Here is a 24,774-nt window from a genome sequence, read left to right as displayed (position 1 = left end):
GCCTCCTCACTGCCACAGCTTGAGCAGCGCGAACAGCGGCACGGCCGCGGTGAGGCTGTCGATGCGATCGAGGATGCCGCCATGCCCCGGCAGCAGGCGCCCGGAATCCTTGATGCCCCGCCAGCGCTTGAACAGGCTCTCGAGCAGGTCGCCGAGCACCGAGGCCAGCGTCACCACCAGGGTGATCAGCACCAGCCACAGGCTCTCGCCGAGCGGCAGCGCCAGCCCCAGGGCATAGCCCAGGGCCAGCAGCACGGTCACCGCCATGCCGCCGTAGACGCCTTCCCACGACTTGCCGGGGCTGACCCGGGGCGCCAGCTTGTGGCGGCCGAAGCGCCGCCCGGCGAAATAGGCACCGATGTCCGCCAGCCAGACCAGCAGCAGCACGTAGAGCAGCCACTCGGCACCGCTGGCGCGCAGCTGCACGAGCCCCGCCCAGCAGGGCACCAGCACCCAGAGCCCAGTCAGCAGGCGGGCCGGCGACGAGCGCCACTGCCAGCCGCGCTCGGGATACCCGGCGACCCAGTAGAAGCTCAGCAACCAGCCGCCGAGCGCCAGCCACAGCGGCCAGGCCGCCGCCACCGCGCCGGTCTGCCAGCCGGCCAGCATCAGCACGGCGATCACCGCCAGATAGCCCAGCCGCCCCAGCGGGGCGGCGACGCCGGAGAGGTTGGCCCACTCCCAGCCGGCGAGCAGCACGACGGCCCCGGTGAACAGCGCGAAGGGCGTACCGGACAGGCCGAACAGGCCGGCCAGCATCAGCGGAGCGAGAATGACGGCGGTAAGGATCCGTTGCTTAAGCACCCTGTGCCTCAATCTGTTCCTGGGTCATGCCGAAGCGCCGCTGGCGATGCGCGAAATCATCGAGCGCCTCGTCGAAGGCATCCCCCCCGAAGTCGGGCCACAGACGCGGCGAGAAGAAAAGCTCGGCATAGGCCAGTTGCCAGAGCAGGAAATTGGAGATGCGCTGTTCGCCGCTGGTGCGAATGCACAGGTCGACCGGCGGCGCGCTGAACCGACCGATCTCCTCGTCGAGCGCGTGCTCGTCGATCTGCCCGGCCTCGAGCTCGCCGTCCTCGACCCGCTCGGCCAGGCGCCGCGCCGCCAGGGCGATGTCGCGCTGCCCGCCGTAGTTGGCAGCGATGATCAGGTGCAGCCCGCGGTTGTCGTGGGTCAGCGACTCGGCCTGGGCGATGTACTGCTGAATGGTGTTCGAGAAGCGCTCCCGCTCGCCGATCACGCTCAACCGGATGCCATGCTCATGCAGCTTGCCGACCTCGCGCTTGAGTACCCGCAGGAACAGCTCCATCAGCGCCCGCACCTCGGCGGGCGGACGCTTCCAGTTCTCGCTGGAGAAGGCAAACAGGGTCAGCGTCTCGACGCCGCGCTCGGCCGCGCGCCGGATCACCGCCCGGACCGACTCGACACCGGCCCGGTGCCCGCGCACGCCGGACAGGCCCCGCGCGCGTGCCCAGCGGTTGTTGCCGTCCATGATGATCGCCACGTGGCGCGGCAGGTTGGATGACTGCGGTGAACTCATGGTCTCTCACGCGGGAGGAAAGGGGCTCCCGGGCGGCACGCCGCCCGGGCACGGCTCACACCTGCAGCAGGTCGTGTTCCTTGGTTTCCAGCAGCTTGTCGATCTCGGCGACGTACTTGTCGGTCAGCTTCTGGATGGCGTCCTCGCCCTGGTGCTCTTCATCCTCGGTGATTTCCTTTTCCTTGAGCAGCGCCTTGATGTCGGCATTGGCATCGCGCCGCACGTTGCGCACCGCCACGCGGGCGGTTTCGGCCTCGCCGCGCGCCTGCTTGATGTAGTTGCGGCGTGTCTCCTCGGTCAGCGGCGGCATCGGCACGCGGATCACCGTGCCGGCCGTGGCCGGATTGAGGCCCAGGTCGGCGGTCATGATCGCCTTCTCGACCTTGGGCACCATGCTCTTTTCCCAGGGCACGACGGCGAGGGTCCGGGCATCCTCGACGTTGACGTTGGCCACCTGATTGATCGGCATCTGCGAGCCGTAGTACTCCACGGTCACCGCGTCCAGGATGCTCGGGTGGGCGCGCCCGGTACGAATCTTGTGGAAGTGGGCCTGCAGCGATTCCAGGCTCTTCTTCATGCGGGTTTCCGCATCCTGCTTGATCTCGTTGATCACGGTTTCAACCTCTGTCTATCAGCGTTCCTTCCTTACCACCCACGACCAGGTTGAGCAACGCTCCGGGCTTGGTCATGTCGAACACGCGGACCGGCATGTCATGGTCCCGTACCAGGCAGATGGCGGTCAAATCCATCACGCCCAGCTTGCGGTCGAGGGCCTCGTCATAACCCAGGCGCTCGTACTTGACGGCATCGGGATGCAGCACCGGGTCCTTGTCGTAGACCCCGTCGACCTTGGTGGCCTTGACCACCACGTCGGCATCGATCTCGATACCGCGCAGGCAGGCCGCGGAATCGGTGGTGAAGAACGGGTTCCCGGTACCGGCGGAGAAGATCACCACGTCGCCCGAGGTCAGATAACGGATCGCCGTACGCCGATCATAATGCTCGACCACGCCGCTCATGGGAATCGCCGACATCACCCGCGAACGGATGTTGGAGCGTTCCAGGGCGTCGCGCATCGCCAGGGCGTTCATCACCGTGGCGAGCATGCCCATGTGGTCACCGGTCACGCGCTCCATGCCGGCGGCGTGCAGGGCCGCGCCGCGGAACAGGTTGCCGCCGCCGATCACCATGCCGACCTGAACGCCGATGCCGACCAGCTGGCCGATCTCCAGCGCCATGCGGTCGAGCACCTTGGGGTCGATGCCGAACTCGCCGTCGCCCATCAGTGCCTCGCCGGAGAGCTTGAGGAGGATGCGCTTGTACTTCGACTTCTTGTTGCGTTCCGGTGACGGCGTATTGCGGTCGGAAATGACAGGCATGCGGGAATCTCCTGGTAACGGCGGGATGTGGCTTGCCGGTGACATCCACCGGCCGGATACACGATGGCGTGCGCCTGGGCGCACGCCATGCGACAACCAGAAGCTAGGACCTCAGCTACGGCGAGCCTGTTCCATCACTTCCTTGGCGAAGTCGACTTCTTCCTTCTCGATGCCCTCGCCCACCTCGAAACGGGTGAAGCCGACCACCTCGCCACCCTGCGACTTGGCATAGTCGGCCACGGTGACGTTGGGGTCCTTGACGAAGGGCTGCTCGGTCAGGCTGTTCTCGGCCAGGTACTTCTTGAGACGGCCCTGGACCATCTTCTCGGCGATGTTCTCCGGCTTGCCGGCCATGTCCGGCTGGGCCAGGATGATCGCCTTTTCCTTGTCGAGCTCTTCCTGCGGCATGTCCTCGGGATGGGCCACGACCGGGTTGATCGCCGCGACGTGCATGGCGACGTCCTTGGCCGCCTCGGCGTTGCCGCCCTTGAGGACGGTCAGCACGCCGATGCGGCTGCCGTGGACGTAGGCACCGACCACGCCGTCGGCCGGGGCCTCGACGACCACCGCACGACGCACGCTGATGTTCTCGCCGATCTTCTGGACCAGCTGCTCGCGGGCTTCCTCGAGCTCGCCTTCCATCAGGGCGGCGACGTCTTCGCTCTTGCTCTCGAAGACCTTGCCGACCACGCGCTCGGCGAAGGCGCGGAAGTTGTCGTCACGGGCCACGAAGTCGGTCTCGGAGTTGACCTCGAGCATCACGCCGTAGCTGCCGTCCTCGGCGACACGGGTGATGACCGCGCCTTCGGCGGCGGTGCGGCCGGCCTTCTTGGCGGCCTTGAGACCGGAGTTCTTGCGCAGGTTCTCGATGGCCTGCTCGATGTCACCGTCCGCCTCGGAGAGTGCCTTCTTGCACTCCATCATGCCGAGCCCGGTGCGCTCACGCAGTTCCTTGACCAGAGATGCGCTGATAGCTGCCATGGTGGTAAACCTCTGAAAAATTCGACGTCGGATAATACGAAGGGCAGAAGTTCTGCCGGAAGCGAAACGCCTGGCTGCGGCGCAACGAAGGGGGCCGCGGCCCCCTTCGCGCGCCCTGGCTGTCCGCGCTGCCAGTCTGGCCGGCAGGGATGACAGTCAGGATAGGCGCGTCGCGATCACTCGGCGACTTCGTTGTTCTCGGTCACCTCGACGAACTCGTCGGGACGGCCTTCCTTCGCCTTGGCGCAGGCGTCGGCGATCGCCTGGACGTAGATCTGGATGGCGCGAATGGAGTCGTCGTTGCCCGGGATGACGTAGTCGACGCCGTCCGGGTCGGAGTTGGTGTCGACCACACCGATGACCGGGATGCCCAGCTTGTTGGCTTCGTTGATGGCAATCCGCTCATGGTCGACGTCGACCACGAACAGCGCATCCGGCAGGCCGCCCATGTCCTTGATGCCGCCGATGGACCGCTCGAGCTTGTCCTGCTCGCGGGTGGCCATCAGGACTTCCTTCTTGGTCAGCTTCTCGAAGGTGCCGTCCTCGCGCATCGCTTCCAGTTCGCGCAGACGCTTGATGGACACGCGAATGGTCTTGTAGTTGGTCAGCATGCCGCCGAGCCAGCGATGGTTGACAAACGGCTGACCCGCGCGGGTGGCTTCTTCCTTGATGATCTTGCTGGCGGCGCGCTTGGTGCCGACGAACAGGATCTTGTTGTTGGCGGCAGCCATCTTCTCGACCACGCCGATGGCGTCGTTCAGCGCCGGCAGGGTGTGCTCGAGGTTGATGATGTGAATCTTGTTGCGCGCACCGAAGATGAACTTGCTCATCTTCGGGTTCCAGTACTTGGTCTGGTGGCCGAAGTGGGCGCCCGCCTTGAGCAGGTCGCGCATGTTGACTTGCGCCATGGGATGTCTCCTGATGAATCGGGTTAGGCCTCCATGTACCCCATGGATCCGACCGCGGCACGCATCGGCGTCGACCTCGGCACCCGGGACCATGTGACGGTACATGTGTGTTTTCAGGCATTTGATGGACTTGCCGCCTGACGGCGCTCCGCCGGCGGGCGGATTGCAGTCAAGCGCGCGGCTTTATACCATAGAATGATGCCAGAATGAAGCCGATGGCCCCGCGCCACGCGGGCTTCCCCACGCTCCCGATTCGAGATTCCATGAACGCTTCCATCAAGACTCCCGACGAAATCATCAAGATGCGCGAGGCCGGCCGACAGGCCGCCGCCGTCTTCGCGCTGCTCGACCAGCACGTACGTGCCGGCGTCAGCACCGGCGAACTTGACCGCCTGTGCCACGACTTCATTGTCAACGAGCTGGGCTCGGTGCCCGCACCGCTCAACTACCACGGCTTCCCCAAGTCGATCTGCACCTCGATCAACCATGTGGTGTGTCACGGCATCCCCGACGACGGCAAGACCCTCAGGAAAGGCGACATCATGAACATCGATGTCACCGTCAAGACCGCCGACGGCTACCACGGCGACTCCAGCAAGATGTACGTGATCGGCGAGAGCATCCAGGGTGAGCGACTGTGCCGCGTCACCCAGGAGTGCCTGTACAAGAGCATGGCACTGGTCCGCCCCGGCACCCGGCTCTCCGAGATCGGTCGCGTCATCCAGCAGCATGCCGAAGCCAACGGCTATTCGGTGGTGCGCGACTTCTGCGGCCACGGCATCGGCAGCGTCTTCCACGAGGAACCGCAGGTACTGCACTACGACGGCTACGCCCCCGAGGCCGACATCGCACTCGCCGAGGGCATGTGCTTTACCATCGAGCCGATGATCAACGCCGGCGGCTATCGCACCAAGGTGCTGCGCGACGGCTGGACGGCGGTGACCCGCGACAAGAGCCTATCCGCGCAGTGGGAGCACACCCTGGTGGTCACCGCCACCGGCGTCGAGGTGCTGACCGCCCGCCCCGAGGAAGACCTCTCCTTCCTTCAGGGCTGACCCGCCACACGCGCCGCGCCGCCAGCTTCGGAGAGCCATCGCGCATGCTGCTGCACCACTACCGCTTCGTTCCGGACGAGACGCTGTTCGACGCCACGGCGTTCTGCGCCGCGCTCGACACCAGCCGCTCGCCGATTCCGGTCTACAAGCAGGCGCTGCGCGAGATCCAGGAGCGCCTGGACGCCCGCTTCCGGGCCGGCGCCGACATCCGCGATCTGGTCCACGGGCGCGCCTGGTGCCTGGACCGGCTGCTGGCCATCGCCTGGGAGCACCACGCCTGGCCCGACGACGGCGTGGCCCTGCTGGCGGTGGGCGGCTATGGCCGCGGCGAGCTGCATCCACACTCCGACATCGACCTGCTGCTGCTGCTCGAGCGCGACGACGACACCCCCTACCGTGAACCGCTGACCGCCTTCATCACCTTCCTCTGGGACATCGGCCTGGAGATCGGGCACAGCGTGCGCTCGCTGGCTGACTGCGAACGCGAGGCCCGCAACGATGTCACGGTGATCACCAACCTGCTCGAGACGCGCACCCTGGCCGGCCCCGAGCGGCTGCGCACGGCGATGGGCGAACGCCTGTCGAGCGCGCACATGTGGCCGCCGGATCAGTTCTTCGAGGCCAAGTGGCAGGAGCAGATCGCCCGTCACTACAAGCACAACAACTCCGAATACCAGCTCGAGCCCAACCTCAAGAGCTCGCCCGGCGGGCTCCGCGACATCCAGATGATCGGCTGGGTTGCCAAGCGCTACTTCGGCCCGCTGCGCTACGAGGAGGTGGTCGCCCAGGGCTTCATGAACGATGCCGAGCTGCGCATCCTCAGCCAGGGCCAGGCCTTCCTGTGGCAGGTGCGCTACGCCCTGCACATGCTCACCGGGCGCGCCGAGGACCGCCTGCTGTTCGACCACCAGCGGGCCATTGCCGAGCTGTTCGGCTACCACGACTCGCCGGGGCGGCTGGGCGTCGAGCAGTTCATGAAGCGCTACTATCGCCACGTCACCGCGCTGGCCGGGCTCAACGACATGCTGCTGCAGCATTTCGACGAGATGATCCTGCGCGCCGCCGAGGTGCTCGAGACCCGGCCGCTCAACGCCCGCTTCGAGGTCAAGGGCGGCTATATCCAGGCGCGTCATCCCCGCGTCTTCCTGCGCCGCCCCGGCGCGCTGCTCGAGCTGTTCCTGCTGATGGCCCAGCACCCCGAGATCGAGGGCGTGCGTGCCGCGACCATTCGCCTGATCCGCGACCACCGCCACCTGATCGACGAAGGCTTCCGCGACGACCTGCGCCACCAGAGCCTGTTCATGGAGCTGCTGCGCAGCGGCGGCAACGTGGCCCGCCAGCTGCGCCGCATGAACCGCTACGGCATCCTCGGCAAGTACCTGCCCGAGTTCGGCCAGGCGGTAGGGCTGATGCAGCACGACCTCTTCCACCTCTACACGGTGGACGCCCACACCCTGCGCCTGCTGACCTTCATCCAGCGCTTCCGCGAGCCCGAGGGCCGCCAGGACTTTCCGGTCGCGGCCACCCTGGTCCACCAGCTGCCCAAGCTGGAACTGCTGTGGATCGCCGGGCTCTTCCACGACATCGGCAAGGGCCAGGGCGGCGATCATTCGCACATCGGCGCCGGCCTGGTCACCGACTTCGCCGAGCGCCACGGCCTGTCGCCCCGCGACACCCGCCTGGTCGCCTGGCTGGTCGAACACCACCTGCTGATGTCGAAGACCGCGCAGAAGCGCGACATCTCCGACCCGGACGTGATCCGCGAGTTCGCCGGCCAGATGCGCGACGAGGTGCACCTCGACTACCTCTACGTGCTTACCGTCGCCGACATCACCGCCACCAACCCCTCGCTGTGGAACGGTTGGCGCGCCGCCCTGCTGCGTCAGCTGCACAGCGAGACCAAGCGCGCCCTGCGGCGCGGCCTGGAAAACCCCATCGACCGCGACGACTGGATCCGCGAGACGCGCACCGAGGCCCTGGCCCTGCTGCGCACCCTGGGCGTCGACGCGGACCGCGTCGAGGCGCTCTGGGACACCCTCGGCGACGACTACTTCGTGCAGTACGCCCCCAGCGAGATCGCCTGGCACACCCAGGGCATCCTCGCCCACGGCGGCTCCGAGCTGCCCATGGTGCTGGTCAGCGCGCCGGCCGAGGGCACCAGCGAGGGCGGCACCAAGGTATTCATCCACACCCCCTCGGTGGACGACCTGTTCGCCGCCACCGCCGCGGCGCTCGACCAGCTCGACCTGTCGATCCACGACGCGCGCATCGCCACCTCGAGCAACAACCGCACGCTCAACACCTTCATCGTGCTCGACGACAACAACGAGCCGATCCGTGAGCCCGCCCGTCTCGAGCGCATCCGCGAGCACCTGATCGAGGAACTCGACGACCCGGACGACTACCCGCAGATCGTCAACCGCCACACGCCGCGCCAGCTCAAGCACTTCCGCGTGCCCACCCAGGTGCTGATCGAGCCCGACGGCACCAACGCCCGTACCATGCTGGAGCTGATCGCCCCCGACCGTCCGGGGCTGCTGGCCCGCGTGGGGCGGATCTTCATGGAACAGCACATCGCCCTCTCGGCGGCCAAGATCGCCACCCTCGGCGAGCGCGTCGAGGACGTGTTCTTCATCACCGACAAGAACGGCGAGCCGCTCACCGACCCCGAGCGCCAGGCCGAGCTGCGCCGCCGGCTGTGCGAGACCCTCGACGTGTGACACCGGCCCCAAGCATTTGAGGGGGTCCCGCAGCTTCCCTATAATCGGTGGCTTCGCGCCGCACGGCACTCATAATGACATTCGCCCGCTCGCCGGGCCGCTGGCACCCCATGAATCCCAATCTCGACGCGCTCAAGCCCTACCCCTTCGAGAAGCTCGCCGCGCTCAAGGCCGGCGTGACGCCTCCCGATCGGTCGCCGATTCCGCTGACCATCGGCGAGCCGCAGCACGCGCCGCCCGCGGCGGTGCTCGAGGCGCTCGCCCGCCACCAGGGCGACGTCGCCCGCTACCCGGCCACCGCCGGGCTGCCCGAGCTGCGCGAGACCCTCGCCGGCTGGGCAACGCGGCGCTTCGGCCTGGCGCCGGGCAGCCTCGACCCAGAGCGCCACGTGCTGCCGGTCAACGGCACCCGCGAGGCGATCTTCGCCTTCGTCCAGGCCGCCCTCGATCGCTCGCGCCCGGCGAAGGTGGCGATGCCCAACCCCTTCTACCAGATCTACGAGGGCGCGACCCTGCTGGCCGGCGGCACGCCGCTGTATCTCGACTGCACCGCCGCCAACGACTTCCGCCCCGACCTCGACGCCGTGCCGGCCGAGGTCTGGCGCGAGGTGCAGCTGGTCTTCGTCTGCTCGCCGGGCAACCCCACCGGCGCGGTGACGCCGCTGGCCGACTTCCGGCGGCTGATCGCGCTGGCCGACGAGCATGACTTCCTGATCGCCTCCGACGAGTGCTACTCCGAACTCTACCTGGACGAGACCGCACCACCGCCGGGGCTGCTCGAGGCCTGCCGGACGCTGGGCCGCGACGACTACCGGCGCTGCATCGTCTTCCATTCGCTGTCCAAGCGTTCCAACCTGCCGGGGCTGCGCTCCGGCTTCGTCGCCGGCGACGCCGAGCTGATCGCGCCCTTCAAGCGCTACCGCACCTATCACGGCTGCGCCATGCCGCTGCAGGTGCAGAAGGCCTCGATCGTCGCCTGGAACGACGAGAGCCACGTGCGCGCCAACCGCGACGCCTACCGCGAGACGTTCGCCGCCGTCACCGAGATCCTCGCGCCGGTGCTGGACTTCCCCGCGCCGCAGGCGAGCTTCTACCTGTGGCCGGCGGTCCCGGGCGGCGACGACGAGGCCTTCACCCGTGCGCTGTTCGCCGAGGAACACGTCAGCGTGCTGCCCGGCCGCTACATGTCCCGCGACGGCGTGAGCGGCAACCCCGGCGCCGGACGCCTGCGCCTGGCGCTGGTCGCCGAGGCCGACGCCACGGCCGAGGCCGCCCGGCGCCTGCGTGCCTTCATCGAACGCCGCCAGTGAGAGGACACCACGCCCGATGATGACGCTCTACGGCATCAAGAGCTGCGACACCTGCCGCAAGGCCCGCAAGGCGCTCGACGCCCGCGGCATCGCCCATCGCTACCACGACCTGCGCGCCGACGGGCTCGACGCCGCCACACTGGACCGCTTCATCGCGCTGGCCGGTCTGGAGGCGCTGCTCAACACCCGCAGCACCACCTGGCGCGGGCTCGATGACACCGACCGCCAGGCCGCACGCAGCGACGACGCCCACGCCCGCACCCTGATCCTGGCGCAGCCGACCCTGCTCAAGCGCCCGCTGCTCGACACCGGCGAGACGCTGATCGTCGGCCGAGCACGCGACGACTACGCCGATCTGACTTGAACCTGTTCTACACCCACGTTTCAGGAGACTGCACATGCTGAGTTTCGCCCTCGGAATCGGCCATCAGAACACCCAAGGCGACTGGCTGGACGTCTACTATCCGGCGCCGCTGCTCAAGCCCGACGCCGCGCTGGTCGAGGCCGCCCGCCAGGCGCTCGACGCCCCGGCCGGCAACGCCGCAGTGAGCTTCCTGCCCGAGCACTGCGCGGCACTGGCCGAGGCGCTCAAGGCCGCCGGTCATGCCGACCAGGCCGAGCTGGCCGCCAGCCTCGCCGCCAGCCGGCGCCCGCTGGTCGCCACCTTCCTGGAGGTGGACCAGCCGCCGCAGAGCGTCCCGGAGGTCTATCTCAAGCTGCACCTGCTCTCGCACCGCCTGGTCAAGCCCCACGGCGTCGACCTCACCGGCATGTTCGGCCTGCTGCGCAACACCGCCTGGACCAGCGAAGGCCCGATCGACGTCGAGGAGCTGCCGGAGCGTCGTCTCAAGGCCCGTCTCGAAGGCCGCGTGCTGTCGGTGGACTGCGTCGACAAGTTCCCCAAGATGACCGACTACGTGGTACCCCGGGGCGTGCGCATCGGCGACACCGCCCGCGTGCGCCTCGGCGCCCACCTCGGCGAGGGCACCACGGTCATGCACGAGGGCTTCGTCAACTTCAACGCCGGCACCGAAGGCCCGGGCATGGTCGAGGGCCGCATCTCCGCCGGGGTGATGATCGGCAAGGGCTCGGACCTGGGCGGCGGCTGCTCGACCATGGGCACCCTCTCCGGCGGCGGCAACATCGTGATCAAGGTCGGCGAGGGCTGCCTGATCGGCGCCAATGCCGGGATCGGCATCCCGCTGGGGGATCGCTGCACCGTCGAGGCCGGCCTCTACCTCACCGCCGGCGCCAAGGTCGTGGTGCTCGACGACCAGGGCCAGGAAGTGCGTACCGTGGCGGCCCGCGAGCTGGCCAACCAGAACGACCTGCTGCTGCGTCGCAACTCGCTCAACGGGCGCATCGAGTGCCTGACCAACAAGAGTGCCGTCGCGCTGAACGAAGCGCTGCACGCCCACAACTGAGCTGACGGCGCCCGCCACGCGGGCGCCCCACCGGCCGACTACCAGGAATCCGCATGTCTTCGTCCGACTCCCCCGCGTCGCTGTCGCCGACGCTCGACCTGGCCATGGAGCTGATGCGCCGCCCGTCGGTGACCCCCGATGACGCCGGCTGCCAGACGCTGATGATCGAGCGCCTCGAGCGTCTGGGCTTTCGCATCCAGCGCCTGGCGTTCGGCGAGGTCGAGAACTTCTGGGCGGTGCGCGGGCATCACGGCCCGGTGCTGGCCTTCGCCGGCCACACCGATGTGGTGCCCAGCGGCCCCGCGGCGCAGTGGGACGCCCCGCCCTTCGAGCCGCGCATCAATGCCGCCGGCGAGCTGTGCGGGCGCGGCGCCGCCGACATGAAGGGCAGCCTGGCGGCGATGGTCACCGCCGTGGAGCGCTTCGTCGCGGCGCATCCGGATCATCCCGGCCAGCTCGCCTTCCTGATCACCGCCGACGAGGAAGGGCCCGCGGTCGACGGCACCCGCGCGGTGGTCGAGCACCTGCGCGAGGCCCACGAGCGACTCGACTACTGCATCGTCGGCGAGCCCTCGTCGAGCGAGCGCCTCGGCGACACCATCAAGAACGGCCGGCGGGGCTCGCTGGGCGGCGTGCTGCACGTGCACGGCGTGCAGGGGCACGTGGCCTATCCCCACATGGCGCGCAACCCCATCCACGAGGCGGCCCCGGCGCTCGATGCCCTGTGCCGCGAGCACTGGGACGACGGCAATGCCTTCTTCCCGGCGACCAGCTTCCAGATCTCCAACATCCGCTCGGGCACCGGCGCCACCAACGTGATTCCCGGCGAGCTGGAAGTGGTGTTCAACTTCCGCCACTCCACCGAGCTCAGCCACGAGACACTGCGTCAGCGTACCGAGGCGATCCTCGACGCCCACGGGCTCGACTACCGCCTCGACTGGACGCTCAACGGCGAGCCCTTCCTCACCGACCACGGCCCGCTCATCGAGGCCACCGTGGCCGGGGTCGAGTCGGTGACCGGCCTGACACCGACCCTGTCCACCGCCGGCGGCACCTCGGACGGGCGCTTCATCGCCACCCTCGGCTGCCAGGTGGTGGAACTCGGCCCGCTCAACGCCACCATCCACAAGGTGAACGAGCGCGTGCGCGCGGCGGATCTCGATACACTGAGCCGGGTCTACGAGACGATCCTCGTCCGGCTGTTCACCTGAGGCTGCCATGGAACGCTATCCCGATATCGAAATCTATCTGGCGGGTGCCGACCTCGAGGCCCTCAATGCCTGGCTGGGCGAGCGCCTCGACGCCGCCCCGCTGCAGCCCGCCGGCAAGCGCAAGTGGCGCGGCCGCGGCTACTGCGCGGGCGAGACGGTTCCGGTGCTACTGGTCGAGGGCGTGGCCGACGGCTTCGCCAGCCTGTGGCTCGACAGCGCCGCCACGCCCTGGCCGCGGGACATCGATCTCGCCCGGGAGGCCGTGCAGCGGCTGGGCTGCGAGGTGCGCTGCTCGCTGGGCGGCTGGCAGCCCGGCGACGACCCCGACCGCTTCTGGCAGGTCTGCCCGAGCGGCCACGAGGGCCCCATCGACTGGCCGGACTCGGGACAATAGGCCATGCTGCGGGCACATTGCCCGTTCTCCACTCTCCCCATGACGACAAGGATGCGATGCCATGGCGGAATCCAAGCCGGTCATCTATGCCGCCATGGGCGGCAACCTGCTGATCGCGATCACCAAGTTCGTCGCCGCCGCCTTCACCGGCAGTTCGGCGATGCTCTCCGAAGGCATTCACTCGGTGGTCGACACCGGCAACCAGGGCCTGCTGCTGCTGGGCCTGAAGCGCGCCAGCCGCCCGCCCAGCGCGCAGTTTCCCTTCGGCCACGGCAAGGAGGTCTACTTCTGGAGCTTCGTGGTCGCCCTGCTGATCTTCGCCGTGGGCGCCGGGGTGTCGGTCTACGAGGGCATCAACCACATCCTTCACCCCGAGCCGATGCAGTCGCCGCTGATCAACTACATCGTGCTGGGGCTGGGGATCCTCTTCGAGGGCGCGTCCTGGGCCTTCGCGCTGAACGCCTTCCGCAAGACCAAGGGCAAGTGGGGCTATGTGCAGGCGGTGCGCCGTGGCAAGGACCCGACCATGTTCATGGTGGTGTTCGAGGACTCCGCCGCCCTGCTCGGTCTGCTGGTGGCGCTCGGCGGCATCTGGCTGAGCGAATGGACGCACAATCCGCTCTTCGATGGCATCGCCTCGGTGATCATCGGCCTGATCCTCGGCGGCACGGCGATCTGGCTGGCGGTCGAGACCAAGGGGCTGCTGATCGGCGAAAGCGCCAATCGCGGCGTGGTCGACGCCCTCCGGCGGCTGGCCGGCCAGGCCGACGCCGTGGAGTCGGTCAACGAGGTGCTGACCATGCACATGGGCCCGGACTTCGTCCTCGCCACGCTCAGCATCCGCTTTGCGCGCGGCACCCCCGCCGAGCGCATCGAGCGCGCCATCGCCACGCTGGACCGGGACATCAAGGCCGAGGTGCCCACGGTCAAGCGGGTGTTCGTCGAGGCCGAGGCACGCGCCGACGTGGACGAGCGCCCCGACCATGGCGAGGATCCAACCTGAACGCCCGAGCCCCGAACGACATCGCCCCGGCGAAGGCCGGGGCGATGTCGTTTCGGAAAGCGCTGACAGGCGTCAGGTGATGACGGTGACGTCATCGGCCTGCAGCCCACGCTCGTTCTGGACCACGTGGTAGCGCACCTTCTGCCCCTCGGCCAGGGTACGATGCCCCTTGCCGCGGATGGCGCGAAAGTGCACGAACACATCCTCGCCGTTCTCGCGCGTGATGAAGCCGTAGCCCTTGTTGACGTTGAACCACTTGACCTCGCCGGTCTCGCGATCATCGCTTTCGATGTCCGCCAGGTTGGCCAGCTGTGGGGTGAGAATGTTAACGGCCAGGGTCGCCACCAGTAGAATCACGAAGATCGCCACGGCGCTGGCCACGTAGATACGCTCGATACCATCGAGCTCCAGGGCCTTTTCCAGCTCGCCGGTCAACGCGCCGTCGGCCAGCGAGGCGAACAGGGCGATCAGCAGCGGGGCGGGAGCGGCCAGCAGGAGACTGATGATACTGCAACGCAGTAATACCTTTCGATTCATGGACCTCGGGTTCTCTTGTTGTCAACCAATAACGGCCCGGTCGCCGAGGCGACGGGCGATGTCAGGAAAAATCAAGGTGTCGCGATGAACGGCAACACACAACGCAGCGATTCTAGCATGATCGAAAATGGCCCGCTTATCAGCCGCCTGGAGGCGCGCATCGAGGCGCTGGAGAGCCGGCTGGCCTATCAGGAGCACTGGCTGGACACGCTGGATCGCGCCGCAGTGCGCCAGGAACAGCGCCTGAGCCAGCTCGAGCGCATGAACGAACTGATGCAGCAGCGCCTGCGCGATCAGCATCAGACCCTGGCAAGCCTGTCTCCGGATCTCGGGGCAGCGGACGAGCGCCCGCCCCACTACTGAGGCCGCCGCCAGACGGCAGACGCACCGCTGGACGGCGGGGAGACCCGGCAAGGGGGGCCAAGACGGGAAGTCGCAAAAAGAACGGGGAGCGCCAGGCGGCGCTCCCCGAGTCGATCGGAGGGCTGTCAGACCGAAGCCCGGCCGGCGTTCACTCCAGGCCGTCCAGGTAGCGCTCGGCGTCGAGCGCGGCCATGCAGCCGCTGCCGGCGGAAGTGATGGCCTGGCGATAGACGTGATCCATGACGTCGCCGGCGGCGAACACGCCCGGCACACTGGTGGCGGTGGCGTTGCCGTCGAGCCCGGAGCGCACCGTGATGTAGCCGCCGCTCATCTCCAGCTGGCCCGCGAACAGACCGGTATTGGGCGTGTGGCCGATGGCGATGAACACGCCCGGGGCCGCCAGCTCGCGGGTACTGTCATCCAGCATGGAGCGCAGCCGCACGCCGGTGACGCCGGAGCCGTCGCCGAGCACCTCGTCGACGGTCTGGTTCCACTCGACGGCGATGTTGCCGTTGTCGACCTTCTCGAAGAACTTGTCCTGCAGGATCTTCTCGGCCCGCAGGCTGTCGCGACGATGCACCAGGGTCACCCGCGAGGCGATGTTGGACAGGTACAGCGCCTCCTCCACGGCGGTGTTGCCCCCGCCGACCACCACGACCTCCTGATTGCGGTAGAAGAAGCCGTCGCAGGTCGCGCAGGCGGACACCCCCTGCCCCATGAACTGCTGCTCGGAGGGCAGGCCCAGGTAGCGGGCACTGGCGCCGGTGGCGATGATCAGGGCGTCGCAGGTGTAGAGACCGTTGCTGCCCTTGAGGGTGAAGGGCCGGCGGCCCAGCTCCACCTCGTCGATGTGGTCGAAGAGGACCTCGGTGTTGAAGCGCTCGGCGTGACGCTTCATGCGCTCCATCAGCTCCGGGCCCTGCACGCCGGCGTCGTCGCCGGGCCAGTTGTCGACATCGGTGGTGGTGGTCAGCTGGCCGCCGGCCTGCATGCCGGTGATCAGCAGCGGGCTCAGGTTGGCCCGGGCCGCGTAGACCGCCGCCGTGTAGCCCGCCGGGCCGGAACCCAGGATGATCAGTCGCTGATGACGCGCTTCACTCATGAAAGAATCCTCTCGCGCAGCGAGCGCCGTCCCGGGACGGCGCTCTCCGTTGACATTGCCTGCTGAAGTGGCCGGATTGGCTGTGAGCTGGGCTCGGTCGATGCCAAGGCCAGGTCACAGCCGCCCGCGGGTACAACCTCCCGTAGACGACAAGGGGCGGCCCGCAGGCCGCCCCATGACACCCGGAAACCGTTACAGTTCCTTGGAGTGCTCGCCGAGGTACTTGGCGACACCCTCGGCGGTGTCCTTCATGCCTTCCTGGCCTTCGTCCCAGCCGGCCGGGCAGACTTCGCCGTGCGTCTGGTGATGCTTGAGCGCCTTGACCATGCGCAGCATCTCGTCGACGTTGCGGCCCAGCGGCAGGTTGTTGACGGTCTGGTGCTGGACCACGCCGTCCTCGTCGATCAGGAAGGAGGCGCGCAGGGCGACACCCGCTTCCGGATGCTCGATGCCGTAGGCCTGGACGATCTCGTGCTTGACGTCCGCCACGACCGGGAAGCCGACTTCACCGATGCCACCGTTGTCCGGCGAGGTCTTGCGCCAGGCGTAGTGGGTGAACTGGGAGTCGATGGAAGCGCCGATGACCTCCACACCCAGCTCCTTGAACTGCGCCAGACGGTTGTCGTGGGCGATGATCTCGGAGGGGCAGACGAAGGTGAAGTCCAGCGGCCAGAAGAACAGCACGCGCAGCTTGCCGTTGCTGTCGGACAGCTTGAAGTTGTCGACGATGGTGCCATCGCCCAGAACGGCGGCCGCTTCGAAATCCGGTGCCTGACGTCCAACCAGTACGCTCATGTAACGCTCCTTGAGAGTTGAGTGTGGTCGCTTGTGAATGATGACGAGGACGAGGTTACGATCGCCCCCGCGATCTGCCAATTTGATAACCCCAATGATCGATATAGGGCATGCCTATCGGCCGTGCCCTACACGATGTCGTCGTCGCGCGCCACCGTCACCCGTTCGATGTCGCCGAGCACGCAAGAAACCTCCACGCCGACCTGCATCGGGGCACAGCAGCGCGGACAATCCTCCCAGGTCACGTGACTGCCCTGGCTGGCATCGACCAGCAGGTCGAAGGCAGCCCCGCAATAGGGGCAGTGGGTCGCATGCGCGGTGAGCATCTCTTCGTTCATGATCGACTCCCACTCTGCCATGATCGGCGCGTCGATGCCGTGATGACAGGGGATTTGGGGGCATCGACATCGGCTTTCAAGGGGCGAATTGACGGTCCTGTTCAGGATAGTCGAGTCGGCGCCGGACACCCACCGCCGATTGGGCCCGCTTGAATTCTCGGCCTATCATTGCCATGTGATGAAAAGAGGCAATGCGGGCCAAGTGTCGACAATCCCGCCCCTAGGCGTAGTATCGTAGCCCTAGTCAATCAGGAACCTGACCACTCGGGAGGCGCTTCCCGGCACCACCGGCAGGCCGTTGAAGCCGGCAGTTCCGCCGCCCGAGTCGACGCCCAAGCAAGGCATGAGGAGGAGTCCATGAGCGCTGACGAAACGCCGACCACCCTGAGCACTCTCGAGGCCGGGGGCTCGACCTACCATTACTACAGCCTGCCCAGGGCCGCCGAGGCACTGGGCAATATCGACCGTCTGCCCTTCACCCTCAAGGTGCTGCTCGAGAATCAGCTGCGCTTCGCCGACGACGAGACGGTCTCGCGCGAGGACATGCAGGCGCTGGTGGACTGGCAGAAGGCAGGCCGCTCGAACCGCGAGATCGGCTATCGACCGGCACGCGTGCTGATGCAGGACTTCACCGGTGTGCCCGGCGTGGTCGACCTGGCCTCGATGCGCGACGCCGTGGCCCGCCTCGGCGACGACCCGGCGCGCATCAACCCGCTGTCGCCGGTGGACCTGGTCATCGACCACTCGGTGATGGTCGACCACTTCGGCGACCCGTCGGCGTTCAAGGACAACGTCGCCATCGAGATGGAACGCAACCGCGAGCGCTACGAGTTCCTGCGCTGGGGCCAGCAGGCCTTCGACAACTTCCGCGTGGTCCCGCCGGGCACCGGCATCTGCCACCAGGTCAACCTGGAGTACCTGGGCAAGGCGGTGTGGACCAAGGAAGACAACGGCAAGACCTTCGCCTATCCCGACACCCTGGTGGGCACCGACTCCCACACCACCATGATCAATGGCCTGGGCGTGCTCGGCTGGGGCGTGGGCGGCATCGAGGCGGAAGCCGCCATGCTCGGCCAGCCGGTGTCGATGCTGATTCCCGAGGTGATCGGCTTCAAGATCACCGGCAAGCTGCGCGAGGGCATCACCGCCACCGATCTGGTGCTGACGGTGACCCAGATGCTGCGCCAGAAGGGCGTGGTCGGCAAGTTCGTCGAGTTCTACGGCGACGGCCTCAAGGACATGCCGGTGGCGGATCGCGCCACCATCGCCAACATGGCCCCCGAGTACGGCGCCACCTGCGGCTTCTTCCCCATCGACGAGCAGACCCTCGCCTACCTGCGCCTATCCGGCCGTGACGACGCCCAGATCGCGCTGGTCGAAGCCTACGCCCGGGAGCAGGGCCTATGGCGCGAACCGGGGCACGAGCCGATCTACTCGGACACCCTGGAGCTCGACATGGGTGACGTCGTCGCCAGCCTGGCCGGGCCCAAGCGGCCTCAGGACCGCGTCGCCCTGACCGACATGAAGGCGACCTTCGAAAAACTGATGGATGACGGCACACCGGACGCCCCCGATGAGGAAAAGGCCAAGTGGCAATCCGAGGGCGGCCATGCGGTCGATGACGTCGAGATCCACGACACTCACCGCCACTACCAGCACGCCGATAGCCAGGACGTCGAGTTCGACGGCGAATCCTTCACGCTCAACCCGGGCGCGGTGGTGATCGCCGCCATCACCTCCTGCACCAACACCTCCAACCCCAGCGTGATGCTGGCCGCCGGCCTGCTGGCCCGCAAGGCGGTGGAGAAGGGGCTCGTCACCAAGCCGTGGGTCAAGACCTCGCTGGCACCGGGTTCCAAGGTGGTGACCGACTACCTCGCCGCCGGCGGCGTGCAGGACGACCTGAACGAACTGGGTTTCAATCTGGTCGGCTACGGCTGCACCACCTGCATCGGCAACTCCGGCCCGCTGCCCGAGCCGATCGAGAAGGCGGTGGACGCCGGCGACCTGACCGTGGCCTCGGTGCTCTCCGGCAACCGCAACTTCGAGGGCCGCGTGCATCCGCTGGTCCGCACCAACTGGCTGGCCTCGCCGCCCCTGGTGGTGGCCTACGCCCTGGCCGGCAACGTGCGTGTCGATCTCTCCAGGGAGCCGCTGGGCACCGGCAAGGACGGCCAGCCGGTCTATCTCAAGGATATCTGGCCCAGCCAGGCCGAGATCGCCGCCGCCGTGGAGCAGGTCAAGACCGACATGTTCCGCAAGGAGTACGCCGAGGTCTTCGACGGCGACGAGACCTGGCGCTCGATCAAGGTGCCGGAAAGCAAGGTCTACGAGTGGTCGAAGGATTCCACCTACATCCAGCACCCGCCGTTCTTCGAGGGCATGGGCAAGGAGCCCGAGCCGGTCGAGGACGTCAAGGGGGCGCGCGTGCTGGCGATGCTCGGTGACTCGGTGACCACCGACCACATCTCGCCGGCCGGTGCGATCAAGCCGGACAGCCCCGCCGGGCGCTACCTGCAGGAACACGGCGTGGCGGTGAAGGACTTCAACTCCTACGGCTCGCGGCGCGGCAATCACGAGGTGATGATGCGCGGCACCTTCGCCAACGTGCGCATCAGAAACGAGATGCTCGACGACGTCGAGGGCGGCTACACCCGGCATGTGCCCTCCGGCGAGCAGCTGTCGATCTACGACGCGGCGATGAAGTATGTCGAGGACGATACGCCGCTGGTGGTGGTCGCCGGCAAGGAGTACGGCACCGGCTCGTCACGCGACTGGGCGGCCAAGGGCACGCGGCTGCTGGGCGTGCGCGCGGTGATCGCCGAATCCTACGAGCGCATCCACCGCTCCAACCTGATCGGCATGGGCGTGCTGCCGCTGCAGTTCCCCGAGGGCGAGGGCCGCCAGTCGCTGGGGCTGACCGGCGACGAGACCTTCTCCATCGAGGGGCTCAAGGATCTCGAGCCGGGCGGCACCGTCAAGGTGACCATCGGTACCGACAAGGGCGAGAAGACCCTCGACGCCAAGTGCCGCATCGACACCGTCAACGAGCTGGAATACTACCGCCACGGCGGCATCCTGCACTTCGTGCTGCGCAACATGCTCAAGTGACGCCGTGCCGGGGTACGCCCCCGGCCGTCACTCGGCACCAATGAAAACGCCCTGCCTTGCTGGCAGGGCGTTTTCTTGCAGGCAAGCTTCGAGTGGAGAGCGGCTCAGAAAGCGCGGCGCCGATAGCGGCGATAGCGCGGATACCAGAAGTGGCGCTCGATCGCCTCCCACAGCACCTCGTCGCTGGACGACAGCGCCACGCCCTCCTCCTGGGCCTGCTTGGCGACATCGAAGGCGATCGACTTGCTGAGCTCGCGGATGTCCCTGAGGGAAGGCAGCAGCGCGCCCTCGCCCTTCCTGACGATTGGCGCGCCGTTGGCCAGGGCGTTGGAGGCCGCCATCAGCATGCCGTCGGTGACTCGCGAGGCATTGGCGGCGACCACGCCCAGCCCCACGCCGGGGAAGATGTAGGCATTGTTGCACTGGGCGATGGCGATCTCGCGATCGCCGACCTTGGCCGGCGGGAAGGGGCTGCCGGTGGCCACCAGGGCCTGACCATCGGTCCAGTCGGCGATGTCCTGGGGGGTTGCCTCGACCCGCGAGGTGGGGTTGGACAGCGGCATCACCACCGGGTTGGGGCAGTTCTCGTGCAGCGCACGGATCACCGCCTCGCTGAACAGCCCCTTCTGCCCGGAGACGCCGATCAGGATCGTCGGGCGGGCCTGGGTGATGACGTCCATCAGCTGGCTGTCCGACCAGCCCTCGAGATCCTGCGGGTCGTGGGCCAGGCGCTGCTGGAAGTCGTACAGCCCGTCCATGTCGGTGGTCAGCAGGCCATGACGGTCCACCATGTAGACCCGCCGGCGCGCCTCGGCCTCGCTGAGCCCCTCGGCCTGCATGGCGACGATGATCTGCTCGGCGATGCCGCAGCCGGCGGACCCGGCGCCGACGAAGGCCACCCGCTGGTCGCCGAGCCCGACATCGCGTGACTTGCAGGCGGCCAGCAGCGTGCCCACGCAGACCGCGGCGGTGCCCTGGATGTCGTCGTTGAAGCAGCACAGCTCGTCGCGGTAACGCTCGAGCAGCGGCATGGCGTTGGTCTGGGCGAAGTCCTCGAACTGCACCAGGGCGTTGGGCCAGCGACGCTTGACCGCCTGCACGAACATGTCGATGAACTCGGCATACTCCTCGTCGCCGATGCGCTTGTGGCGCCAGCCCATGTACATCGGGTCGTCGAGCAGCTGCTGGTTGTTGGTGCCCACGTCGAGCATGATCGGCAGCGTGTAGGCCGGGCTGATGCCGCCGCAGGCGGTGTACAGCGAGAGCTTGCCGATGGGGATGCCCATGCCGCCGATGCCCTGGTCGCCGAGCCCCAGGATCCGCTCGCCGTCGGTGACCACGATCACCTTGACCCGATCCTTGGTGGCACTGCGCAGGATATCGTCCATGTGCTCCCGGTCGGGATAGGCGACGAAGATCCCGCGGTGATTGCGATAGATGTTGGAGAATTCCTCGCACGCCTCGCCCACCGTCGGCGTGTAGATGATCGGCATCATCTCCTCGAGGTGTTCTTCCAGCAGGCGGAAGAACAGCGTCTCGTTGTCGTCCTGGATCGAGCGTAGATAGATGTGCTTGTCCAGATCGGTCTTGCACAGACGGTACTGGCGATAGGCGCGCTCCGCCTGCTCCTCGATGGTCTCGACGTTCTGGGGCAGCAGCCCGATCAGGTTGAAGTCGATGCGCTCCTTCAGGGTGAAGGCACTGCCCTTGTTGAGCAGCGGCATTTCCAGCAGCGACGGACCGGCATAGGGGGTATACAGGGGGCGCTTGGCGTTCTCGCTCATCTCTCGACTCGAGGTTGGTGTGACGACGTTCGCGCGGGCTGGGATGCCGTTGGGCAAACGGCACGGCGAACACGGAATGTTACGGGATACAATAACACAGCCACCCGCTCGGCCGCCTCGAAAGCGCGGTGCTTTCCTGCGTTTCGACAGCAAGCGTATTGACCGGAAGGGAGGGCTTTGCTCCACTTGACGCTCGCGATTACAGGACACGACACGGCATGCCAGCCCTTCCCAGGCGTCGTCGGAGCCCCGGAGCGCCGGCCGCCGGATTCGCCATCAACGGGCAGGAGATCAACGGCGCCCTGGGGGATCTGGGCACCCTGCTGCCGCTGACGCTGGGCATCCTGGCCCTGGGCGTCCTGCCCCCCGGGCCGGTGCTGTTCGGCTTCGCGGCGTTCTATCTCGCCACCGCCTGCTGCTACCGCCTGCCGATCCCCGTACAGCCCATGAAGGCCGTGGCGGCGATGCTGCTGGCCACGGGCATGACGCCCCAGGCGGTGGCCCTGAGCGGCGTGATGATCGGGGGAGTGATGCTGGGGCTCGGGCTGACGGGCTGGATCAATCGCCTGAGCCGCCCGATACCGCAGTCCGTGCTCGCCGGGCTGCAGCTGGGACTGGGCGTGATGCTGGCTCAGGCCAGCCTGGCACTCATGGGCGAGGCACCCTGGCTGGGCGGCGTGACGCTGGTGGTGCTGCTGGTGACGATGCGGCTGCCCCGCTGCCCCTCGGTGCTGGTCACCCTGCTGGTCGCGGCGGGGCTGGGCCTGCTGCGGGGGGACCGGGGCGCGATCGCCGCGCCCGACTCGCATTCCCTGCTGGCGCTGGCCGCCTGGCCGGACATCGGCACCATCGAGCATTCCCTGACGACCCTGGTGCTGCCGCAGCTGGCGTTGACGGTGACCAATGCCATCGTGCTGACCGCCCTGGTGGCCGGCGACTACTTCGGTGAACGCGCGGCCCATGTCACGCCCGCACGCCTGTCGATCTCCACCGGCCTCGCCAATCTCGTGCTCGCGCCGTTCGGTGCCCTGCCGATGTGCCATGGCGCGGGCGGGCTGGCGGCGCACTACCGCTTCGGCGCACGCACCGGCACGGCACCGCTGCTGATGGGCCTGGCCATGCTCATCATGGCCTGCCTGCCGATGCCGTGGAGCCTGGCCCTGCTGGCCGCCATTCCCGCCGCCGGGCTGGGCGCCCTGCTGCTGGTGGCCGCCTGGCAGCTGGGTGTCACCCGGCGGCTGTTCGACAGCCGGCCCGACTGCTGGCCGGTGATCGCCGCGACCGCCGCGGTGACGGTCGCACTGAGCCCCTTCTGGGGGCTGGTCGCCGGTGCCGCCGCCGAATGGGGGCGGGTCGGATGGGCCAGGTATCGTCGTGCCCGCGACGCCTCAGCGCGATGACGGGGCGAAGAACCACGGCCGCAGTCTGACGCCCAGCATGTTGCCGGCGAAGGCGGCCACCAGCCACAGCCAGCCGTGCAGGCTGCCGGAGACGATGCCGCCGAAATAGGCGCCGATGTTGCAGCCGAAGGCCAGCCGGGCCCCGTAGCCCAGCAGCAGACCGCCGAGCACCGCCGCCAGCGCCGAGCGCCGCGGAATCCGGAAGTTCGGCGCGAAGCGCCCCGCCAGCGAGGCGGCGACCATGGCGCCGAGGATGATGCCGATGTCCATGACCGAGGTGACATGGCTCCAGACACTGCCGGCCAGCGCCTCGGCATGGCCCGGGGCCTGCCAGTAGCCCCACTGGCCGACGTCGCCGCCCAGCGCCTGGTAGCCCTTGGCGCCCCACAGCGCGAACGCCGAGGTCACCCCCCAGGGGCGCCCGGCCAGCGCCAGGGTGATGAAGTTCAGCAGCGCCAGCGCCACGCCGCCACCCAGCAGCGGCCAGGGGCCGCGCAGCCAGCGGGAGCCCGGTCGCGCCTCGGGTTGCGGTGGCGTCTCGAGCCGGCCGTGACGCCGCTTCTCCAGCACCACCGTGATGCCGGCGATCAGCGCGAACAGCACCAGGCTGACCGCGATGCCGCCGCCGGCGCCCAGGGTGTCGACCAGCGAGACCGGCTGAAAGGCCGGCAGGCTCTGCCACCAGCTGAAGTGCGCGGTGCCGATCAACGAGCCGACGACGAAGAACGCCAGGGTGATCAGCATGCGGGCGTTGCCGCCACCCACCGTGTACAGCGTGCCGGACGCGCAGCCACTGCCCAGCTGCATGCCCAGACCGAACAGGAAGGCCCCCACCAGCACGGAAGTGCCGATCGGCGCCACGAACCCGCTGACCGGATTGCCGAACAGCGTGCCCGCCCCCAGCGCGGGGAAGAACAGCACCACGGCCAGCGCCAGCATCAGCATCTGTGCCCGCAGGCCACGGCCGCGCCGTTCGGTGATGAATACCCGCCAGGCGCCGGTGAAGCCAAAGGCGGCATGGTAGAGCGCGACCCCGAAGGCGCCGCCGACCACCAGCAGGGCGGCCAGCCGGGCGCCGTAGGCCGCCCCCAGACCGGCGATGCCGGCCAGCAGCAGCACGCCGGCCAGCCAGGCCGACAGCGGTGAACGAGTGACTGTCATTGCTTGCGACATTCGAGCCTCCATGACATGGCTACGTGAATTGTTATCAGGCTATCGTCAGACTCGAAAGTTGTGAAATGCATAAAGGATATCGTGGCTATCCCTTATAATTATAAGCGAATGCAACGACACGGGGCGCCCGACGGCGCCCCGTGTCGAAGCCGGTTCTGCGTGCGCTACCTGCCCGAATCCCCCTGCAGGCAGGGATGATCCTTGGCAAGGCGGGCCCTGAAGAGGGCTTGTGGGAGAGGATTCATC

23 protein-coding genes are annotated in these 24,774 nt (G+C 67.8%); 11 read left to right on the top strand and 12 right to left on the bottom strand.

The features are described 5' to 3' along the window. Positions 1-6: 6 nt before the first annotated feature. From KGQ91_RS07130 to rpsB, 6 genes are all read right to left on the bottom strand, one after another. Positions 7-804, bottom strand: coding sequence for a phosphatidate cytidylyltransferase (locus tag KGQ91_RS07130; RefSeq protein ID WP_224420636.1), 798 nt, complete (start codon positions 802-804; stop codon positions 7-9). Next, the gene (uppS, locus tag KGQ91_RS07125; RefSeq protein ID WP_224420635.1) at positions 797-1,540 is read right to left on the bottom strand and encodes a polyprenyl diphosphate synthase; all 744 of its coding nucleotides are present in this window, start codon (positions 1,538-1,540) and stop codon (positions 797-799) included. The genes KGQ91_RS07130 and uppS overlap by 8 nt, the downstream gene beginning before the upstream one ends. A gap of 55 nt (positions 1,541-1,595) precedes the next feature. Next, positions 1,596-2,153: a ribosome recycling factor gene (gene frr, locus KGQ91_RS07120; RefSeq protein WP_163650005.1), complete on the bottom strand. Its 558-nt coding sequence runs from the start codon at positions 2,151-2,153 to the stop codon at positions 1,596-1,598. Positions 2,154-2,157: 4 nt separating this feature from the next. Beyond that, on the bottom strand, positions 2,158-2,919 hold the full coding sequence (gene pyrH / locus KGQ91_RS07115) for a UMP kinase (protein WP_163650004.1): 762 nt from the start codon (positions 2,917-2,919) through the stop codon (positions 2,158-2,160). Between the two features lie 111 nt (positions 2,920-3,030). After that, positions 3,031-3,900, bottom strand: a complete 870-nt coding sequence (tsf, locus tag KGQ91_RS07110; protein ID WP_163650003.1) for a translation elongation factor Ts — start codon at positions 3,898-3,900, stop codon at positions 3,031-3,033. A 176-nt stretch (positions 3,901-4,076) separates the two neighbouring features. After that, the gene (gene rpsB / locus KGQ91_RS07105) at positions 4,077-4,808 is read right to left on the bottom strand and encodes a 30S ribosomal protein S2 (RefSeq protein WP_224415724.1); all 732 of its coding nucleotides are present in this window, start codon (positions 4,806-4,808) and stop codon (positions 4,077-4,079) included. A gap of 263 nt (positions 4,809-5,071) precedes the next feature. Here rpsB and map point away from each other — a divergent pair, with 263 nt between their 5' ends. From map to KGQ91_RS07065, 8 genes are all read left to right on the top strand, one after another. Further along, entirely contained in the window at positions 5,072-5,863 is a 792-nt protein-coding gene (gene map, locus KGQ91_RS07100; protein WP_224415725.1) for a type I methionyl aminopeptidase, read from the top strand. 44 nt (positions 5,864-5,907) lie between these two features. Beyond that, entirely contained in the window at positions 5,908-8,583 is a 2,676-nt protein-coding gene (locus KGQ91_RS07095) for a [protein-PII] uridylyltransferase (protein ID WP_224420634.1), read from the top strand. Positions 8,584-8,693: 110 nt separating this feature from the next. Next, on the top strand, positions 8,694-9,893 hold the full coding sequence (dapC, locus tag KGQ91_RS07090; protein ID WP_224421394.1) for a succinyldiaminopimelate transaminase: 1,200 nt from the start codon (positions 8,694-8,696) through the stop codon (positions 9,891-9,893). 16 nt (positions 9,894-9,909) lie between these two features. Beyond that, on the top strand, positions 9,910-10,257 hold the full coding sequence (locus KGQ91_RS07085; protein ID WP_224420633.1) for an ArsC family reductase: 348 nt from the start codon (positions 9,910-9,912) through the stop codon (positions 10,255-10,257). Positions 10,258-10,291: 34 nt separating this feature from the next. Beyond that, on the top strand, positions 10,292-11,317 hold the full coding sequence (dapD, locus tag KGQ91_RS07080) for a 2,3,4,5-tetrahydropyridine-2,6-dicarboxylate N-succinyltransferase (protein WP_224420632.1): 1,026 nt from the start codon (positions 10,292-10,294) through the stop codon (positions 11,315-11,317). Positions 11,318-11,370: 53 nt separating this feature from the next. Further along, the gene (gene dapE, locus KGQ91_RS07075) at positions 11,371-12,528 is read left to right on the top strand and encodes a succinyl-diaminopimelate desuccinylase (RefSeq protein ID WP_224420631.1); all 1,158 of its coding nucleotides are present in this window, start codon (positions 11,371-11,373) and stop codon (positions 12,526-12,528) included. 7 nt (positions 12,529-12,535) lie between these two features. After that, positions 12,536-12,922 carry a hypothetical protein gene (locus KGQ91_RS07070; protein ID WP_163649995.1) on the top strand — a complete coding sequence of 129 codons (387 nt, stop codon included), beginning with the start codon at positions 12,536-12,538 and terminating at the stop codon, positions 12,920-12,922. Between the two features lie 61 nt (positions 12,923-12,983). After that, positions 12,984-13,925 (top strand): cation diffusion facilitator family transporter, encoded by a 942-nt coding sequence (locus KGQ91_RS07065; protein WP_224420630.1) that lies wholly within the window; start codon positions 12,984-12,986, stop codon positions 13,923-13,925. A 72-nt stretch (positions 13,926-13,997) separates the two neighbouring features. Here KGQ91_RS07065 and KGQ91_RS16795 read toward each other — a convergent pair whose 3' ends face one another. After that, positions 13,998-14,462, bottom strand: coding sequence for a cold-shock protein (locus tag KGQ91_RS16795; protein ID WP_163649993.1), 465 nt, complete (start codon positions 14,460-14,462; stop codon positions 13,998-14,000). A 117-nt stretch (positions 14,463-14,579) separates the two neighbouring features. Between KGQ91_RS16795 and KGQ91_RS07055 the strand changes: the two genes are divergently transcribed. Then, positions 14,580-14,825, top strand: a complete 246-nt coding sequence (locus tag KGQ91_RS07055) for a SlyX family protein (protein WP_224420629.1) — start codon at positions 14,580-14,582, stop codon at positions 14,823-14,825. Positions 14,826-14,973: 148 nt separating this feature from the next. Here the strand turns inward: KGQ91_RS07055 and trxB are convergent, their stop codons facing one another. The 3 genes from trxB to KGQ91_RS07040 form a co-directional block, all read right to left on the bottom strand. Continuing rightward, positions 14,974-15,927 carry a thioredoxin-disulfide reductase gene (trxB, locus tag KGQ91_RS07050; protein WP_224420628.1) on the bottom strand — a complete coding sequence of 318 codons (954 nt, stop codon included), beginning with the start codon at positions 15,925-15,927 and terminating at the stop codon, positions 14,974-14,976. Between the two features lie 192 nt (positions 15,928-16,119). After that, positions 16,120-16,722, bottom strand: coding sequence for a peroxiredoxin (locus KGQ91_RS07045; RefSeq protein WP_163649990.1), 603 nt, complete (start codon positions 16,720-16,722; stop codon positions 16,120-16,122). Positions 16,723-16,850: 128 nt separating this feature from the next. Further along, positions 16,851-17,060 (bottom strand): zinc ribbon domain-containing protein, encoded by a 210-nt coding sequence (locus KGQ91_RS07040; protein ID WP_224420627.1) that lies wholly within the window; start codon positions 17,058-17,060, stop codon positions 16,851-16,853. A gap of 357 nt (positions 17,061-17,417) precedes the next feature. On the opposite strand from KGQ91_RS07040, the gene acnA reads away from it, so the two are divergent. Beyond that, positions 17,418-20,171 carry an aconitate hydratase AcnA gene (acnA, locus tag KGQ91_RS07035; protein WP_224420626.1) on the top strand — a complete coding sequence of 918 codons (2,754 nt, stop codon included), beginning with the start codon at positions 17,418-17,420 and terminating at the stop codon, positions 20,169-20,171. Between the two features lie 104 nt (positions 20,172-20,275). Here the strand turns inward: acnA and KGQ91_RS07030 are convergent, their stop codons facing one another. Next, on the bottom strand, positions 20,276-21,955 hold the full coding sequence (locus KGQ91_RS07030; protein ID WP_163649987.1) for an NAD-dependent malic enzyme: 1,680 nt from the start codon (positions 21,953-21,955) through the stop codon (positions 20,276-20,278). A 218-nt stretch (positions 21,956-22,173) separates the two neighbouring features. On the opposite strand from KGQ91_RS07030, the gene KGQ91_RS07025 reads away from it, so the two are divergent. Continuing rightward, positions 22,174-23,355 (top strand): putative sulfate/molybdate transporter, encoded by a 1,182-nt coding sequence (locus KGQ91_RS07025; protein WP_224420625.1) that lies wholly within the window; start codon positions 22,174-22,176, stop codon positions 23,353-23,355. On the opposite strand, the gene KGQ91_RS07020 is transcribed toward KGQ91_RS07025, so the two are convergent. Further along, entirely contained in the window at positions 23,344-24,528 is a 1,185-nt protein-coding gene (locus tag KGQ91_RS07020; protein ID WP_224420624.1) for a YeeE/YedE family protein, read from the bottom strand. The genes KGQ91_RS07025 and KGQ91_RS07020 overlap by 12 nt on opposite strands. Positions 24,529-24,774 lie beyond the last annotated feature (246 nt).

This window comes from Modicisalibacter tunisiensis, assembly GCF_020148005.1.
Classification (GTDB): Bacteria; Pseudomonadota; Gammaproteobacteria; order Pseudomonadales; family Halomonadaceae; genus Modicisalibacter; species Modicisalibacter tunisiensis.
The sequence above is the reverse complement of the archived record's forward strand: the minus strand, read 5'-3'. Positions and strand labels throughout refer to the sequence as shown.